Source organism: Arthrobacter sp. RT-1 (assembly GCF_003367205.1).
Classification (GTDB): Bacteria; Actinomycetota; Actinomycetes; order Actinomycetales; family Micrococcaceae; genus Arthrobacter.
In genome coordinates, this window is sequence record NZ_QRGQ01000012.1 from 314,002 (window position 1) to 330,846 (window position 16,845).

At 64.3% G+C, this 16,845-nt stretch carries 20 protein-coding genes; 11 read left to right on the forward strand and 9 right to left on the reverse strand.

What is annotated here, in order from left to right; all coding sequences use genetic code 11:
- Window positions 1-7 precede the first annotated feature (7 nt).
- The 10 genes from DXK94_RS12550 to DXK94_RS12595 all read left to right on the forward strand — a co-directional run bounded on the left by DXK94_RS12550 (window position 8) and on the right by DXK94_RS12595 (window position 8,770).
- Window positions 8-910: a type II secretion system F family protein gene (locus tag DXK94_RS12550; RefSeq protein WP_115525216.1), complete on the forward strand. Its 903-nt coding sequence runs from the start codon at window positions 8-10 to the stop codon at window positions 908-910.
- Between the two features lie 265 nt (window positions 911-1,175).
- The gene (locus DXK94_RS12555; RefSeq protein ID WP_115525217.1) at window positions 1,176-1,382 is read left to right on the forward strand and encodes a Flp family type IVb pilin; all 207 of its coding nucleotides are present in this window, start codon (window positions 1,176-1,178) and stop codon (window positions 1,380-1,382) included.
- Between the two features lie 108 nt (window positions 1,383-1,490).
- Complete coding sequence (locus DXK94_RS12560) at window positions 1,491-1,865, forward strand: TadE/TadG family type IV pilus assembly protein (RefSeq protein WP_115525302.1); 375 nt, start codon at window positions 1,491-1,493, stop codon at window positions 1,863-1,865.
- Window positions 1,853-2,893, forward strand: coding sequence for a pilus assembly protein TadG-related protein (locus DXK94_RS12565; protein ID WP_115525218.1), 1,041 nt, complete (start codon window positions 1,853-1,855; stop codon window positions 2,891-2,893). The genes DXK94_RS12560 and DXK94_RS12565 overlap by 13 nt, the downstream gene beginning before the upstream one ends.
- 28 nt (window positions 2,894-2,921) lie before the next feature.
- Window positions 2,922-3,671, forward strand: a complete 750-nt coding sequence (locus tag DXK94_RS12570; protein ID WP_115525219.1) for a Flp pilus assembly protein CpaB — start codon at window positions 2,922-2,924, stop codon at window positions 3,669-3,671.
- Window positions 3,668-4,864, forward strand: a complete 1,197-nt coding sequence (locus DXK94_RS12575; protein WP_115525220.1) for an AAA family ATPase — start codon at window positions 3,668-3,670, stop codon at window positions 4,862-4,864. Before DXK94_RS12570 ends, DXK94_RS12575 begins: the two co-directional genes overlap by 4 nt.
- On the forward strand, window positions 4,864-6,384 hold the full coding sequence (locus DXK94_RS12580; protein WP_115525221.1) for a CpaF family protein: 1,521 nt from the start codon (window positions 4,864-4,866) through the stop codon (window positions 6,382-6,384). Before DXK94_RS12575 ends, DXK94_RS12580 begins: the two co-directional genes overlap by 1 nt.
- An 8-nt stretch (window positions 6,385-6,392) precedes the next feature.
- Complete coding sequence (locus tag DXK94_RS12585; protein ID WP_115525222.1) at window positions 6,393-7,325, forward strand: type II secretion system F family protein; 933 nt, start codon at window positions 6,393-6,395, stop codon at window positions 7,323-7,325.
- 7 nt (window positions 7,326-7,332) lie between these two features.
- Window positions 7,333-8,217 (forward strand): type II secretion system F family protein, encoded by an 885-nt coding sequence (locus tag DXK94_RS12590; RefSeq protein ID WP_115525223.1) that lies wholly within the window; start codon window positions 7,333-7,335, stop codon window positions 8,215-8,217.
- A gap of 91 nt (window positions 8,218-8,308) precedes the next feature.
- Window positions 8,309-8,770, forward strand: coding sequence for an Hpt domain-containing protein (locus DXK94_RS12595; protein ID WP_115525224.1), 462 nt, complete (start codon window positions 8,309-8,311; stop codon window positions 8,768-8,770).
- 7 nt (window positions 8,771-8,777) lie between these two features.
- Here the strand turns inward: DXK94_RS12595 and DXK94_RS12600 are convergent, their stop codons facing one another.
- A complete protein-coding gene (locus tag DXK94_RS12600; RefSeq protein ID WP_115525225.1) occupies window positions 8,778-9,578 on the reverse strand; it encodes a response regulator transcription factor in 801 nt (266 codons plus the stop codon).
- Window positions 9,579-9,831: 253 nt separating this feature from the next.
- On the opposite strand from DXK94_RS12600, the gene DXK94_RS12605 reads away from it, so the two are divergent.
- Window positions 9,832-11,496, forward strand: a complete 1,665-nt coding sequence (locus DXK94_RS12605) for a cell wall metabolism sensor histidine kinase WalK (protein ID WP_115525226.1) — start codon at window positions 9,832-9,834, stop codon at window positions 11,494-11,496.
- Window positions 11,497-11,552: 56 nt separating this feature from the next.
- On the opposite strand, the gene DXK94_RS12610 is transcribed toward DXK94_RS12605, so the two are convergent.
- The 8 genes from DXK94_RS12610 to DXK94_RS12645 all read right to left on the reverse strand — a co-directional run bounded on the left by DXK94_RS12610 (window position 11,553) and on the right by DXK94_RS12645 (window position 16,823).
- The gene (locus DXK94_RS12610) at window positions 11,553-12,446 is read right to left on the reverse strand and encodes a tRNA pseudouridine(38-40) synthase TruA (RefSeq protein WP_181884821.1); all 894 of its coding nucleotides are present in this window, start codon (window positions 12,444-12,446) and stop codon (window positions 11,553-11,555) included.
- A 32-nt stretch (window positions 12,447-12,478) separates the two neighbouring features.
- Window positions 12,479-13,054: a 50S ribosomal protein L17 gene (gene rplQ, locus DXK94_RS12615; RefSeq protein ID WP_079596685.1), complete on the reverse strand. Its 576-nt coding sequence runs from the start codon at window positions 13,052-13,054 to the stop codon at window positions 12,479-12,481.
- 68 nt (window positions 13,055-13,122) lie between these two features.
- Window positions 13,123-14,133 carry a DNA-directed RNA polymerase subunit alpha gene (locus tag DXK94_RS12620; protein ID WP_013601812.1) on the reverse strand — a complete coding sequence of 337 codons (1,011 nt, stop codon included), beginning with the start codon at window positions 14,131-14,133 and terminating at the stop codon, window positions 13,123-13,125.
- A 130-nt stretch (window positions 14,134-14,263) separates the two neighbouring features.
- Window positions 14,264-14,665 (reverse strand): 30S ribosomal protein S11, encoded by a 402-nt coding sequence (rpsK, locus tag DXK94_RS12625; RefSeq protein ID WP_009358720.1) that lies wholly within the window; start codon window positions 14,663-14,665, stop codon window positions 14,264-14,266.
- Window positions 14,666-14,719: 54 nt separating this feature from the next.
- Window positions 14,720-15,094 (reverse strand): 30S ribosomal protein S13, encoded by a 375-nt coding sequence (rpsM, locus tag DXK94_RS12630; RefSeq protein ID WP_003803743.1) that lies wholly within the window; start codon window positions 15,092-15,094, stop codon window positions 14,720-14,722.
- 174 nt (window positions 15,095-15,268) lie between these two features.
- Window positions 15,269-15,382, reverse strand: a complete 114-nt coding sequence (rpmJ, locus tag DXK94_RS12635; RefSeq protein ID WP_009358722.1) for a 50S ribosomal protein L36 — start codon at window positions 15,380-15,382, stop codon at window positions 15,269-15,271.
- Window positions 15,383-15,451: 69 nt separating this feature from the next.
- Window positions 15,452-15,673, reverse strand: a complete 222-nt coding sequence (gene infA, locus DXK94_RS12640; protein WP_009358723.1) for a translation initiation factor IF-1 — start codon at window positions 15,671-15,673, stop codon at window positions 15,452-15,454.
- Between the two features lie 172 nt (window positions 15,674-15,845).
- Window positions 15,846-16,823 (reverse strand): P1 family peptidase, encoded by a 978-nt coding sequence (locus DXK94_RS12645; RefSeq protein ID WP_115525227.1) that lies wholly within the window; start codon window positions 16,821-16,823, stop codon window positions 15,846-15,848.
- Window positions 16,824-16,845: the final 22 nt, after the last annotated feature.

The window sequence follows — 16,845 nt, forward strand, 5'->3', positions numbered from 1 at the left end:
GGCGACCATGAATACCATGGCGTGGCTTTTCATTGGTCTGATCGTGCTTCCTATCGGCTTCATGGCTTGGCTGTTAGTAGCCGTGGACCGGCGGGGATTCGCTGCTGTTCAAGCGAATCTTAGTCGGGGTCGTTTCGGCAATGCTGGCTCTGAAGGCTCTCAGACATCAAAGACGAATGCGAGCGATTCGCCCCAGCTTGGCTTGCGCATCACCCCCAGTCGTTACGCTGCCTGGCTCGACAAGCTTCTGGCACGTGCGGGACGGCCGGCACAGATGCCCCTCGACAGGCTGCTGATGGCCAAACCTGCCCTAGCGCTTATTGTCTGCTTCCTGGGGATCCTGGTGATCAGCAAGGACGTAACAACGCCCGCAGTAACGTACGTTGCGCTCGCGGCTGCACTGGCATACTTTATCCCGGACATCCTAATTCACGGCCGCGGCGCGGAACGGCAGAAAGCCATGGAATTGGAACTGCCCAACACTCTGGACCAGATGCTCATTTCTGTAGAAGCAGGCCTTGGGTTCGAGTCCGCGATGGCTAGGGCGGCACAAAATGGGAAGGGACCACTTGCCTTTGAACTGACCCGCACTCTACAGGATATGCAGGTTGGTAGGAGTCGCCGCGAGGCATATCTGGCCTTGGCCTCGCGGACGGATGTACCAGATCTCCGGACATTTGTTCGGGCAGTGGTCCAGGCCGACATCTACGGCGTTGCCATCGCCGGCGTCCTCCGGATTCAGGCCAAGCAGATGCGAGTCAAGCGTCGGCAAAGGGCCGAAGAGAAGGCCATGAAACTGCCCATCAAAGTGCTGTTCCCCCTAATGTTCTGCATACTGCCGGTGCTCTTCATCGTGATCATTGGGCCAGCGGTCATCAACGTCGCGAACAGTTTCTCCGGAAATCTCTAGGTTCCCAAGCCCAATCGCCCGCCCAAGCGGCGCCCCATAGACCGGACCCCCTCGGCACCCAGAACCGAGGGGGTCCTTTTGCGTGCCCGGAAGCAATAATCCCAGTGTTAGCGCACCGAAAACCAAGTGAAAGCGCAGGAAAAATACACCCCAGAAAGCCTTTGCGCAGGATGTCCGAAGATATCGATCTTGGCCCTTTTCCGGTTGCTAACTTCGTATCAGTGCTGGTGCAGGACCAGCCATCCGTCTCGCTCAGGAGTACAAAATGCTTTCTCTTTACACCAACCTCATGGCACGCCTCCGCACCGACGAAAAGGGCGCCACCGCCGTTGAGTACGGCATCATGGTAGGCCTCATCGCCGTCGTCATCATCGTTGCTGTCAGCACTCTGGGCGGCACTCTGGACGGGTTCTTCGACTCAATGAACACCGAGCTTGCCAAGAAGACCACAACAACGACCACGACGCCATAAGTATCGGCGTCTAGTTCAAGAACGTCCGGTTCCGGCCCCCATATCGGAACCGCACCGCCTCACGCAGCAGAAGCCCAAACACGAGTCATTCAAGAGGAGGTGCAGCAGGTGCAGCCCAATTCGGAACGCGGTGCAGCCGCCGTCGAATTCGCACTCCTGTTGCCCCTCCTCTTGATGCTGGTACTGGGAACCATCGAATTCGGCCGCGCCTACAACGCCCAGATCACCCTCACCAACGCAGCCCGCGACGGCGTCCGGGTCATGGCCATAGCCAACGATCCAACCGGCGCCAAGAATGCGGCGAAAAACGCAGCAGCATCGGTCAGCACCACCATTCCCACCACTGACATCACGCTCAGCACCAACGCGTGCAGCACGGGAAACCAGGTAACGCTCACCATCAACTACAACCTGCCCACCATCACCGGCATCGCGGGCCCGTTCCCGCTGTCGGGCAAGGGGGTCATGCTGTGCGGCGGTTGACCAGCGACCAAGCCACAAACGAACGCGGCGCCGTCTCAGTCATCGTTGCCATCCTCCTGGTGACCCTCCTCGGCTTCGTGGCGATCGCCGTCGACGTCGGCGTCATCTACTCCGAGCGCGCACAGCTGCAAAGCGGCGCAGACGCCTCGGCCATCGCTCTGGCGCAGAAATGCGCCCGCGATGCCACGGATTCAGAGTGTTCGACGACGTCAACGCTGGCCACAAGCCTCGCCAACCAGAACGCGCTGGACGGCATGAGCAAGGTGCACGGCATCCAGCTGGATAAAACAGCCCGCACGGTCTCGGTCACCACCAGCGCGAAGGAAACGGGTGGCGAAGACAACTCTGTCTCCCTCTTCTTCGCGGACGTCCTCGGCATCCCCACCAAGGAAGTCGGCGCCCAGTCCAAGGCCACATGGGGCAGTCCGAAAGCCGGCCGCACCGCGTTCCCCCTGGCGTTCTCCATCTGCCAGGTTAAGGACAATATCGGCGGTTCCCTCCAGCTCCTCCAGGAGCACGGCAAGAACCAGAACATTGACTGCAACTATGGCCCTTCCGGGGCTGCTGTCCAAGGCGGCTTCGGCTGGTTGGTCCAGGATCCCGGCGTCTGCGGCGGCACCATCGACCTCGCCGTGAGCGAGGGCGGCAGCGACCCCGGCAACAACGCCCCGGGCAACTGCTCCACCGAACTCAACCGCTGGGCCAGCGAAATCACGGCAGGCCGGAAGATCATCGTTCTCCTGCCCGTCTTCAACAAAGTCACGGGAACCGGGGCCGGCGCCGTCTACGGCATGGTGTCCTTCGCAGCTTTCGAAGTCACCGGCTGGAAGTTCAGCGGCGGCACCGGCCTGCCGTATGAGTTCCGCAGTGAAAAGTCGACGACGACGGGCGTCACCGTTGCGACCGAATGCAAAGGCGAGTGCCGCGGCATCATCGGCAAGTTCGTCAAATACGTCTCGCTCGCCGACGGCTACACGCTGGGACCGGTGGACCAATACGGCGCCACCATCGCCCGCCTCACCCTCTGACCACACATCCAAACCACGGAGTAACACTGTGAAGTCTCGCCTGCTCGCCGGAACGGCCGCGGTCGCTTTGGCGCTCGTGGGAGCCCTCCTCATCATCTTCTACGCCAACGGCGCGGACCAGCGTGCCCTGGCATCAACAGAACCGGTGGACGTCCTGGTGGTGAAGACCGCCATCCCGGCCGGCACCCCCGTGAATGACTTGGCAGCCTCACTCGTCATTGAGACAGTCCCCGCGGCCGGCAAGTCCAAGTCTGCACTCAGCACGCTGGACAACAAGGACGGAACCGTTAGTGCTGTGGACCTCGTGCCCGGTGAACAACTCCTGGCAGAAAGGCTGGTGCCACCGGTAGAGGTAGAGGATCAGAACACTACGAAGGTCCCGGCAGGTTTCCAGGAGGTCTCGTTCCAACTGGAGCCGCAACGCGTTGCCGGTGGACGTATCAACGTCGGTGACCATGTTGGCATCTTCATGTCCTTTGAGGATGGCGCCTACAAAACGAAACCCGAGGATGCAACAAGCCAGCTCACTCTTCGCAAAGTTCTCGTAACAGCTATCCAAAGAGCGGCGAGTCCAGAACAGGCAGCCGAGGGCGAAGCCAATCCCCAGGACACCACACTCCCGGCGGGAGCGCTCATGCTCACCGTGGCAGTGAACGATATCGACGCCGGCAAGATCGTTTTCGCCTCCGAATTCGGCAAGCTCTGGCTCACCAAGGAACCCCTGGACGCCCAGGACAACGGACCGCGCGTCGAGCGCAAGGAAGTGGTGTACAAGTGAGCCGCTTCGTCCTCCTTTCCCCCAACGGCGACTTCGACCAGAAGCTGCGCGCCGCCGTCGCGCACGGCCTCCGCGGCACCGTGCAGACCATCGCCTCGGACATCCTCCCCGCCGGCCCCGCAGAACTCTTCGCCCTCCTCAACCAAGAGCAGCCAGAAGTCCTGATCATCGGACCGGACGTCCCCTACGAGGAAGCGCTCCGGTTCGCCAAGGTCTTCGACGTTCAGCTTCCCGGCCTCAGCCTGGTGCTAGTCAGCGACGTGGACCCGTCGTTCCTGCTGCACGCCATGCGCGCGGGCATCCGGGACATCCTCAGCCCCAACGCCGACGCCGCGGAAATCCGTGTCCTGCTCGAGCGCGCATGCCAGTCCTTCGCCACTCGGCACCGCAACCATGAAACACCGCCGGCGGAGAACGCCGGCAAGGGCCTGGTGATCGGCGTCTTCTCTCCCAAGGGCGGCGTGGGCAAGACCACCCTGGCCACCAACATCGCCATCGGCCTGGGCCAGATCGCGCCCATGAGCGTGGTGATCGTGGACCTGGACCTGCAGTTCGGCGACGTCGCCTCCGGCCTCTACCTCAACCCCGAGCACACGGTTACGGACGCCGTCACGCCCGCGGCCAGCCAGGACTCCCTGGTCCTCAAGGCCTTCCTCACGGTGCACCCGGCCGGGATCTACGCCCTGTGCGCGCCGCCCAACCCGGTGGACGCCGACCACATCACCCCGGAACAGATCAGCCGGCTGCTTGAGCAGCTGGCCCAGGAATTCCAGTACGTGGTCCTGGACACCGCCCCCGGCATGCCCGAGATCGGCCTCGCCGCCATGGAGCAGTGCACGGATGTTGTGTGGGTCAGCGCCATGGACATCCCCAGCCTCCGCGGCCTGCGGGGTGGGCTGGACGTCCTCCGACAGCTGGACATCATGCCCGAATCCCGCCACGTGGTCCTGAACATGGCCGACGCCAAGGCCGGCCTCAGCGTCCACGACGTCGAATCCACCATTGGCGCGCCCGTGGACGTCAGCGTCCCCCGCTCCCGCGCCGTTGCCCTCTCCACCAACCGGGGCATCCCCGTCCTCCAGGAATCAAAGAAGGACCCCGCCGTCAAAAGCCTCCGCCAGCTGGTGGAGCGCTTCAACCCGGCGTGGCGTACCCAGACCCAGCGCAAGCTTCACCGAAGGGTGGTCATCTGATGAAACTCTCCGAGCGCATCAGCGCCGCTCAGGATCGAAACCAGCCGTCCGGCGCGGCCACGGCCGTGCTTGAGCGGCCCCGCGCCGCCGCCGCAGCCATCCCCTCCCCGCGCCCGACGGCGGAGGCGCACCTTTCCGAGCCAGCCGCCGTCGTGATTCCAGCGCACGACGGCGGCATGCAGCAGGTGCCCAAGGCACCCGGCGTGGACGTCTTCGCCGCCATGAAGCTTCGGGCGGCCACCGCCCTTTTCGAGCGGATGGGCACCCGCTTCAACGACGCTGCCGTCACCGAACAGGAACTCCGGGCCACCGCCAAGGAGGAACTGTCCCGCATCATCGACGCCGAGCAGGTCCCCCTCACGCCCGAGGAGCGGACCCGCCTGGTGCGGGACGTTGCCGACGACGTCCTGGGCTACGGCCCGCTCCAGCGCCTGCTGGACGATCCCGCCGTCACCGAAATCATGGTGAACCGGATGGACCAGATTTATGTGGAGCGCAAGGGCAAGCTCACGCTCACCGAGTCCCGGTTCAGCTCAGAGGAGCACCTGCGCAAGGTCATTGAACGCATCGTGTCCAAGGTGGGCCGCCGCATCGACGAGTCCTCCCCGCTGGTGGACGCCCGCCTCGAGGACGGCTCCCGTGTCAACGCCGTCATCCCGCCGCTGGCCGTTGGCGGGTCCTCGCTGACCATCCGTAAATTCAGCAAGGTCCCCCTGACCGTCCGCAACCTGATCGACTTTGGAACGCTGACGCCGGAAATGGCGGAGCTGCTGAACGCCTGCGTCAAAGCCAAGCTCAACATCATCGTGTCCGGCGGTACGGGGACGGGCAAGACCACCCTCCTCAATGTCCTGTCCTCCTTCCTTCCCGCGGACGAGCGGATCGTCACCATCGAGGACGCCGTGGAACTGCAGATCCAGCAGCAGCACGTGGTCCGCCTCGAAAGCAGGCCGCCGAACACCGAGGGCAAAGGCGAGGTGACCATCCGCGAGCTGCTCCGGAACTCGCTGCGTATGCGCCCCGACCGGATTGTGGTGGGCGAGGTCCGTGGCGGTGAATCGCTGGACATGCTGCAGGCTATGAACACCGGCCACGACGGGTCCCTCTCCACCGTGCACTCCAACTCGCCCCGTGACGCCGTGGCTCGACTCGAAACCCTGGTGCTCATGGCGGGCATGGACCTGCCGCTGCGGGCCATCCGGGAACAGATCGCGTCCGCCGTCCACCTGATCGTGCAGATCTCCCGCCTCCGGGACGGTTCACGCAGGATCACCCACGTCACTGAAGTCCAGGGAATGGAAGGGGACATCGTGACCCTCCAGGACGCCTTCGTCTTCGACTACTCCGCCGGAGTGGACGCCCAAGGCCGATTCCTGGGCAAGCCCGTGGCCACCGGCATCCGGCCGCGATTCATCGACAGGTTCGAGGACCTGGGCATCCACGTCTCGCCGGGCGTCTTCGCCGGACCGCAGGCGCTCACGGGCCAACCACACGCTGCACCGAACCAGACCGGAAGATAGGTACCGCCGTGATCCTTGCTGCCGGAGCAGTCATCCTGCTGGTGGCCGTCTGCCTGCTGGGCGTTGCCGTGATCCTGCCGGGCGCCCCCTCGGTGCCGCTGGACCGCCGTCGCCCGTTTGAAGCCGAGCCGCCGTCCTCAATTTCCCGGCTGGCGCTTTCCGCCGTCCGCTCCTTCGAGCGGCCCCTGGCCGGGCGCAACGTGAAGCTGTTCGCCCGGGCGGAGCTGGAGGACGCCGGGCTGCGCCTGAGCCAGGCCGAGTTCTTCCTGCTGGTGGGCATCGGCGCCGGCGTCGGAATGCTGGTGGGTACTGTCACGGTGGGACCGCTGGTGGGGCTGCTCCTGGCATTGCTGGCGCCCTTCGTCGGGAAACTCGTTTTGGGATTCCTCGCCGGGAAACGCCGGGCTGCATTCGACGGCCAGCTCGGCGATACCCTGCAGCTGCTCTCCGGCGGCCTGCGCGCCGGCCACAGTATCCTTCGTGCCATCGACGCCGCTGCCACCGAGTCGCAGAAGCCGACGTCCGAGGAAATGCGGCGCGTCATCACCGAGACGAGCCTGGGACGGGACCTCCTGGCAGCCCTCAATGACACCGCGGACCGGATGAAAAACGAGGACTTCGTCTGGATCTCGCAGGCCATCCAGATCAACCGTGAAGTGGGCGGCAACCTCGCGGACGTCCTGGACCAGGTCAACGAAACCATCCGCGAGCGCGCCGAAATCAAGGGCCACATCAAGGCGCTGGCGGCGGAAGGCAAGTTCTCGGCCTACATCCTTATCGCCATGCCGTTCGGCATCGTGGCCATGCTCCTTGCCGTCAGCCCGACCTACATGAACTCCATGTTCACCCATCCCCTGGGCTGGGCCATGATCGGGGCGTCCTTTGTCCTCATGACCATCGGCGCGCTGTGGATGCGCAAAATCATCGACCTGAAGTTCTGAGGACGCCATGAACCTGATTGTGCTTCTGTCCGTCCTGCTGGTCTGCGCCCCCCTGGGAGTGCTGGCCTGGTCCGTGCTCACGGTGGACCGGCAGGGCCGGCTCGCCGTCAGCGAACTCCTGTCCCGCGGCGCCGCCCCGATCGCTGTTGCCTCCGACGGAAAGCCGGGGCTGCTGGACGGTGTGGGCCGGCGCCTCACTCCCCCGGCGTACGTGGCGTTCCTGGACCGCCTGCTCTCCCTCGCAGGCCGGCCGGCGTCCATGCCGCTGGGCAAAGTCCTGGGCTCAAAGCTTGCCCTCGGGCTCACGGGCGCTGTGCTGGGCTTCTACCTGACCGCCATCGGCAGTACCCCGCTCATGAAGCTGGCCGGGCTCTTCGTGCTGTTCCTGGGCTACTTCATCCCGGACCTCCTGCTCTACAGCAAGGGCCTGGAGCGCCAGAAGGTCATCCAGCTGGAACTGGCCAACACCCTTGACCAGATGCTCATCTCGGTGGAGGCGGGCCTGGGCTTCGAAGGTGCAATGGCACGCGCCGGCGAAAACGGGAAGGGCCCGTTGGCCGAGGAGCTGGTGCGCACGCTGCAGGACATGCAGGTGGGCCGCAGCCGCCGGGAGTCCTACATCGCGCTGGCCGAACGGACCAATATTCCGGAGCTGCGCAGTTTTGTGCAGGCCGTGGTCCAGGCGGACACTTACGGCATCGCCATCAGCCGGGTGCTCCGCGTCCAGGCAAAGGTCATGCGCGTCAAGCGGCGGCAACGCGCCGAGGAAAAGGCCATGAAACTGCCCGTCATGATCCTTTTCCCGCTGCTCTTCTTCATTTTCCCGGTCCTCTTCATCGCCATTCTGGGACCGGCCGTTGTTAATACCGTGATGACGTTCAGTGGCCAATAAGGCCGCAGGTCCGGCTGAAGGATCGCTCAAGGTTGTCAAAGGATCACCCCAAACAGCACAATTCAAGAAATTCAGGAAGTAGCCTTGAACAATGCACAGTCCAGCTCCCGGCTCCAGCGACGAGGCGGCACCTGCGGCCTTCGAGCCAGGGACCATGCCAGCCGGCCTCGCCGCATCTTCACAGGAAGCGGCCGGGCTCTTGCCGCTCGTTGACGCCGCTGTCCTGGAGGAGCTGGAGGACGAGCTGGCCGGCTCGGGGCTAGCCCAGCGCTTTGCCCGTGACTACGCGGCCATGTGGCACCAGCGGTACTCCCGCCTGGCGGCAGCGGTGCACAGCCAGGACAGCGCCTCTGCCCTGGATGCCGCCATCAGCCTGAAGATCAGCTCCACCATGGTTGGCGGGATGCGGCTGGCCAAGCTGGCCGAGCTGCTCGAAGCAGTGATCCGCCAGGGTGATTTCGGCAAGGGCCAGATGCTGATGGAAAGAGTGGCCCAGGACGGTGGCCAGACCATATCCGAGCTTCAGGCCACCTACATCCTGGAAAACGACTAGTCCTTCCCTACCGCTCGTGCGGGCGGCTCGGAGCCAGCCGGTAGCCCACCCCGCGCACGGTCTGCAGCCACCGCGGCGACAGCTGGTCCTCCTTGAGTTTCCGGCGCAGGTTGCCGATGTGGACTTCGACGGCGCGCTCGTCCGCTTCGCTGATGTACGTGTCTTCGTCGTAGAACTCACCCCGCACCGCCCGCACCAGGTCGGCCCGGGTGCACACCGCCCCGCCGCCGCGCAGCAGCACGTGCAGCAGGTCGAACTCGCTGCGGGTGAGCGCCAGCGGCTCCCCCTGTACTTCCACAGTCCGCGTCCGGTGGTTCAAAACTAGGCCGTTGTGCTGCAGGACGGCGGTATCGTGCTGGCGCGGCGCGGCCGCAGCGGGGGCAGCCGGAGCAGCTGGCCACATGGCCTGCGCCGGTTTGTGCCCGCTGGTTTCATGGCGGGGCCGGCGCATCATCGCCGCCACCCGCGCCCGCAGTTCCCGTGGCCGGAATGGCTTCGCGATGTAATCGTCCGCGCCGGCGTTGAGCGCGGACAGCAGGTCCGGCTCCTCTGTCCTGCCGGTCAGCATCACCACATAGGCATTGCTGAAATGCCGGATCCTCCGAAGGACTTCAAACCCGTCAATATCAGGCAGGCCGATGTCCAGTGTCACCACGTTCGCCTGCTTGCTGCGGACCACTTCAACCCCGGCCCGCCCGTCAACCGCTGTATGAACCTCGAAGCCGGCCTGGCTCAAAACCCCTTCGAGGAGGTTCCGAACGTCAGCGTCGTCCTCGATGACTACAGCCACACCAAGATCGTCGTCCATGTACTATCCCTGAGCCAGGCGGACATGACCCCCCATCGGCCCAGCGCCAATGCCATATCCGCTCCAACTCTTTATACGCTACAAGCAAGCCGCTTTAATGACATCTGTTTCAACTTTGCATTTGAAAAGTCAATTATTATGACAAGGATGTGGATTACGAGCCGGAAAGGATGCGCCACGTTGCCCAGAAGGAATTCGGAGGCACAGACGGCGGCTGTTCATGTGATGATCCACCACCGCCATAGCCTGTGTCATGGCTGAGCGGCTTTTTCCGCGTGGGCCTGCCCGCTTCTTCCAGGCGCTCGGGCCGCGGTCGCAAGTTGCCCTCTGCCAGCTTCCCCTGACCTTGATCGTGTCGGCACTGGCCGTTGCCACACCGTTCGCGTGGCCGGAGCTTTTGCACAGTCCGCTGTACCTGGGCGGTATTCTCCTGCACGCGGTCCTGATCCTGGCCTGCTTCGTGGTCCCGTGGGAGCGGCTGGCGCACCGCCCTTACCTGCTGATCCCCATCCTGGACTTCGTGGCGATCGGCCTGCTGCGCAACGGGGCAGCGCCCCTGCTCCCCGGCCTTGCGGTCCTGGCGGTCTTCCCGGTGATCTGGCTCTCGGCCTCCGGAATGCTGACCCGCAGCAGCCTGGTCCTCAGCTTCGCGGGCCCGTTCTTCATCATGGTCCCGTCCGTGGCCGGAAAAATCCCCAACCTCACGGCCTCGGACATCACCACCGTGTTCCTCTTCCCGCTCATGATGCTCTCCGTGTCGCTGGCCATCAGGTTTGCGAGTGTCCATCTGCGCATGCAGCAGCGGGAGCTGGCGGAAAAGGACCGGGAGCTCCGGAATCTGCTGGGCGAAAGCCGGGAACGGGAAAAGCTGCTGCAGACGGTACTGGACGCCACCGACGTCGGCATCGTCGCCGTCGATACGGCCGGGAACCATCTCCTGATCAACGACCGGCAACGCCTGTTCCGGGAGATCGCCAGCGGACCGGAGGACCGCGACGAAGCACAGCAGGCCATCTTCGCCCTGGACAAACAGACCGCCCTGCCCGAGGACAAACGCCCCGTCCGGCGGGCTGTGCACGGCGAGTCCTTTGCGGACTACCTCATCTGGATCGGCGAGGGAACCGACCAGCGGGCCATCTCCACTGGCGCCCGGCAGCTCGCCGGCGACGACGGCAGCCCCAGCGGCGCCGTCGTCGTGTTCAGTGACGTGACCGGACTGGTGGAGGCGCTGACCGCGAATGAGGAACTGGTGTCCAACGTTTCCCACGAATTCCGGAGCCCGCTGAATTCGATCATCGGCAACGTGGACATGGTGCTCGACGACGCGGCGGACCTCCCGCCGCACGTGGCCCGGCGGCTGATGGTGGTGCAGCGGAATTCGGAACGGCTGCTGGCGCTGGTTTCCGACCTGACGGCGTCAGCATCAGCTGCCCTGAACGTCCACCCGAAACGGACGGACCTGGCGGGCCTCGTGGAAACGAGCGTGGGCTCCGCACAGGCACAGGCCGAGCGGGCGCACATCGAGCTCACCGCGGACGTTCCATCCCCTCTCTGGGCCTACGCCGATCCGCTGAGGATCGGGCAGGCGCTGGACAACCTGGTGTCCAATGCCATCAAGTATTCGCCCGGCGGCGGGAAGGTCAGCATCAGCGCCAGCACCGGCAACGACTGGATCCAGCTGAGCGTCAGCGACACCGGGATGGGAATGACCAGCGAGGACGCCGCCCGGGTGTTCAAGCGGTTCTACCGCACCGAGGCCGCCCGCAAAGCGGCCATCTCCGGTGCCGGGCTGGGGCTGTCCATCACCAAGCTGATCGTGGAACGGCACGGCGGCACCATCACCTGCCAAAGCGGCCACGGCGAAGGCAGCACCTTCACCCTGACCCTGCCCGCGGACGAACCGCCGCCGTCGTTCTAGGTTTCGACAGGCTCAACCACCGGTGGTTGAGCCTGTCGAAACCCAACCACCCGGGACTACGTCTCCCGCAGCGCCCGGGTCAGCTCGGCCCGGGCCAGCAGCTCGTCGTCGGACGGGTAGGCCACTTCCTCCAGCACCAGGGGGTGCGGCGCGGCGAGCACGGACTTCGCGTCACGCTTCTTCGCCAGCAGCCGCTCATGCAGCCAGCCCGGTTCCACCACGCCCTCCCCCACGTACAGGGCAGAGCCGATGAGGGCGCGCACCATGTTGTGGCAGAACGCGTCGGCCTGCACGGTGGCGACGATGACGCCGTCCTCCGCACGCGTGAACTCGAAGCGCTGTAGCTCGCGGATGGTGGTTGCCCCCTCCCGCGGCTTGCAGAAAGCCAGGAAGTTCTGGAGCCCCAGCAGCTTGGAGGCACCTTCGTTGAGCAGGGCCACATCCAGCGGGTTCTTGTGCCACAGGGTGGAGTAGCGGCCCAGAGGGTCCCAGAGGGCGGGGCCGTCGGCGATCCGGTAGCTGTAGCGCCGCCAGAGGGCCGAGAAGCGGGCGTCGAAGCCGGGAGGCGCCAGCGAGATCCGATGCACCTCGACGGCCCCGGTGAGGTCTCCGAGGATGCGGCTCAGTGCCCCGCGGATCCTGCGGAGCATGGCGACGGCGGGATCGAGTTCGTGGCCGCGCGGAAGTCCGAGCCACTCGGCTTCGGTGAGGTCCAGGTGGACCACCTGCCCGCGCGCGTGCACGCCGGCGTCGGTCCGCCCGGCAACGGTGACGCGGACGGGCCGGCGGACCAGGAGCTGCAGTGCTTCCTCGAGCACACCTTGGACTGTCCGCAGGCCCGGCTGCAATGCCCACCCGCTGAAGGGGCCGCCGTCGTAGGACAAATCAAGCCGGACACGCAAAAACCCGCCGCCCCCCAAAACGGGGGCCGCGGGTTTTTGGTCGTTCATAGACTTAAGTCTATGCGAAGAAAATCAGCGAATTACTTCGCGTCCTTTTCCTCGGCAGCGGGAGCTTCAGCAGCTTCCTCAGCGGCCGGAGCCTCTTCGGTGGCAGCTTCTTCAGTCGCAGTTTCTTCAGCGGCGGGAGCCTCAGCAGCTTCGGTCTCGGCGACCTCGGCCTCGGGAGCTTCCTCGGCAGCCGGAGCAGCCTTGGCAGCAGCCTGGGTAGCCTCGGCGACTACAGCCTGCTTGGCGGAAACCGGCTCGAGAACCAGTTCGATGACAGCCATGGGAGCGTTGTCGCCCTTGCGGTTGCCGATCTTGGTGATGCGGGTGTAGCCGCCGTCGCGGTTCTCCACTGCCTGGGCAATGTCGGTGAACAGCTCGTGGACGACGCCCTTGTTGCTGATCAGGCCCAGGACGCGGCGGCGGGAAGCCAGGTCGCCGCGCTTGGCGAAGGTCACCAGTCGCTCTGCGTACGGCTTCAGGCGCTTGGCCTTGGTCACCGTGGTGGTGATCCGCTTGTGCTCGAACAGGGATGCTGCCAGGTTCGCGAGCATGAGGCGCTCGTGAGCCGGGCCGCCTCCGAGGCGCGGACCCTTAGTGGGGGTAGGCATAATTGTTTCTCCTCATGTGGAAGCCGTGGACCGCACACCATGGTGCAGCCCGCCGGCCAAGGTCTGGTTTAGAGTTCGTCGTCGCCGAAGGCGGCGTCGTCCTCTTCGATTGCTGCGGCGCGTGCTGCGAGGTCAAAACCGGGAGGCGAGTCCTTGAGGGACAGGCCCAGTTCAACCAGCTTTGCCTTGACCTCGTCAATGGACTTTGCACCAAAGTTGCGGATGTCCATCAGGTCAGCCTCGGAGCGTGCAACGAGTTCACCCACGGTGTGGATGCCCTCACGCTTGAGGCAGTTGTAGGAACGGACGGTGAGGTCCAGATCCTCGATCGGCAGTGCCATGTCGGCTGCCAGGGCAGCGTCGGTGGGCGACGGGCCGATCTCGATACCTTCAGCTGCGGTGTTCAGCTCACGGGCCAGACCGAACAGTTCCACCAGGGTGGTGCCTGCGGAAGCGACGGCATCGCGCGGGGCGATGGCCTGCTTGGTCTCGACGTCGACAATCAGCTTGTCGAAGTCGGTGCGCTGCTCAACACGGGTTGCTTCCACGCGGAAAGTAACCTTCAGCACCGGCGAGTAGATGGAGTCGACCGGGATACGGCCGATCTCTGCGTCGCCGGACTTGTTCTGAGCTGCCGAAACGTAGCCGCGGCCGCGCTCGATGGTCAGTTCGAGTTCGAACTTGCCCTTCGAGTTCAGCGTGGCAATGTGCAGATCCGGGTTGTGGAATTCGACGCCGGCCGGCGGAGCGATGTCCGCGGCGGTGACGACTCCGGGGCCCTGCTTGCGCAGGTAAGCGACAACCGGCTCGTCGTGCTCGGAGGAAACCGAGAGGCTCTTGATGTTCAGGATGATCTCAGTGACATCTTCCTTGACACCCGGAACCGTGGTGAACTCGTGCAGCACGCCATCGATCCGGATGCTGGTTACGGCAGCACCGGGGATGGAGGAGAGCAGGGTACGGCGGAGGGAGTTTCCGAGGGTGTAGCCGAAGCCCGGTTCCAGCGGTTCAATGATGAAACGCGAACGGTTTTCGGAGACTACCTCTTCGGAGAGGGTGGGGCGCTGTGCAATGAGCACTTAGGTTTCCTTTCGGCGAGCATCCGCTATATGACGCAACACAGGTGGTGGAAATTCGGTCTGAAGACTTAACGCGCTGGGCTTGCCCGGACCATCGACGGTCCGGGCAAGCTCATGCGGCGGGAAAGCCTTAGACGCGGCGGCGCTTCGGCGGGCGGCAGCCGTTGTGTGCTGCGGGGGTGACGTCCTGGATGGAGCCAACCTCGAGGCCAGCGGCCTGCAGCGAACGGATTGCCGTCTCGCGTCCGGAACCCGGACCCTTGACGAAAACGTCTACCTTGCGCATGCCATGCTCCTGCGCACGCTTGGCAGCGGCTTCAGCAGCCATCTGGGCAGCGAACGGGGTGGACTTACGCGAGCCCTTGAAGCCAACCTCACCTGAGGAAGCCCAAGAGATAACAGCGCCGGTCGGATCCGTGATGGAAACGATGGTGTTGTTAAACGTGCTCTTGATGTGCGCCTGGCCAAGCGCGATATTCTTCTTGTCCTTCTTACGCGGCTTGCGAACCGCGCCACGAGTCTTCGGGGGCATTTTTTCTCCTACAGAAAGTTATTGGGGAAAGCTCCGTTAATCCCGGCGGGGATTTTAACGGGCCTTCTTCTTGCCGGCGACGGTACGCTTCGGGCCCTTGCGGGTACGTGCGTTGGTCTTCGTACGCTGACCGCGTACGGGCAGGCCCTTGCGGTGGCGCAGGCCTTCGTAGCTGCCGATTTCAACCTTGCGGCGGATGTCAGCTGCTACTTCGCGGCGAAGGTCACCCTCAACCTTGTAGTTGCCTTCAATGTAGTCACGCAGCTCAACCAGCTGGGCATCGGTGAGGTCCTTAACGCGGACGTCAGCGCTGATGCCAGTGGCAGCCAGGGTTTCGTGTGCACGGGTCTTGCCCACGCCGTAGATGTAAGTAAGCGCAATTTCCAGCCGCTTTTCGCGGGGAATGTCTACGCCAGCGAGACGAGCCATAGTGGCAGTACTCCTTGATAAACCGGAGGTCGTAGGCAGTACACCCGCACGTTCTGTGCGGCCCCAGCCTCCGACCGGGGGTTAGCTGCCCGGGCTCCATACGTCCCAGATCAGCTTGTGCTGCCTTTATTTACTTGCGTGGGTTAGCAACCCAGGATTTCCCGATGAAGGGAATTAGCCCTGGCGCTGCTTGTGGCGCGGGTTCTCGCAGATCACCATGACCCGGCCATTACGGCGGATCACTTTGCACTTTTCGCAGATCTGCTTGACGCTCGGCTTGACCTTCATGGCATTCCTTTGCGTGTAACAGTTGGTCAACTGGAGCGGCAGCAGCTCGCGCTGAAGCCGCCCAGCAATTTACTTGTAGCGGTAGACGATACGACCACGGGTGAGGTCGTACGGGCTCAGCTCCACCACTACGCGGTCCTCGGGGAGGATCCTGATGTAGTGCTGACGCATCTTTCCAGAGATGTGTGCCAGAACGATGTGCTTGTTGGTGAGCTCAACGCGAAACATCGCGTTAGGCAGCGCCTCGGTCACAACGCCTTCGATCTCAATGACCCCGTCCTTCTTGGCCATACCCTCCGCTAACTGTTGTTGCCGCAGCCCTGCCGGATTGCACCGCGCATGGCCACGAACGTTTTTGTTGGATCGATTGCCGGCTCCAGGCCCAAAGAGGGCGCGGCAGTCCAGACAACCAACAAACAACACTACTCTGTCTCGCCGTAAAAGTTAAATCGGCAATAGTAACCTACTCGGCACCGTACACACCATAATCCCCGGCCGGTGTGCTGACGGGTTCGGCGCTGGCCACGCCGTCCAGGATGGCCAAGCGGACGACGTCGGCTGCCGCGCTCTGCAGCGTGATGAGACTGATCTGCCGAGCTGTTTCGTCGCTGCGGTCGAGCGCCACGCCGCCGGTTGCCAGGCAGAAGACGGTGTCCCCGTCAGCGAGGGTGTGGCTTGGATTCAGAGCCCTGGCGATCCCGGCATGCGAAGCAGCGGCAGTCCGTTTGCACTCCGCCACGTCCAGAACGGCATTGGTCGCGACCACAACAAGGGTTGTGTTCAGCGGCGCCGGACCCTTGAGCTTGTCCTCCCGGTGATTGAGCCTGTCGAAATCCAGGGTTTTGGCAGGCTCAACCACCGGGCTGGGGTGAACTATCGGCAGCCCAAGCGCATTTACGACGGCCAGCGCCGCAACGACAACTCCACTGTCGAGGGTGACGGACGCCGTGCCTACTCCGCCTTTGAAGGTCCTGCCAAGAAGCGCCCCGGTGCCGGCGCCCACGTTGCCGCGTCCGACGTCGTGCCCTTCCTTCTCCCCCGCAGCCGCCGCCGTCGCCGCGTAGCCCATGTCCGGCGTCGGACGTGCGGAGAAGTCGCCGCCGCGGCCCAGGTCGAAGATCGCTGCTGCGGGGACGATGGGAACCACTCCCCCGGGCACGGCGAAGCCTCTGCCGTTCTCCTCGCACCACCGCTGGACGCCGCCGGCGGAGGCGAGGCCGTAGGCGCTGCCGCCGGTCAGCACCACGGCATCCACAACACTGACAAGACTGGTGGGATCCAGCGCATCGGTCTCGTGCGTGGCCGGCCCGCCGCCCTGGACATCAACTGAGCCCACAGTGCCCGGCGGCGGCAGGACCACCGTCACTCCGGTGAGCCAGCCGGCATCGTGCCGTTGAACATGGCCAACCCGGATACCGGGCACATCAGTGAGGGATCCCATGCGCCCATTCTGCCCCGCCCCG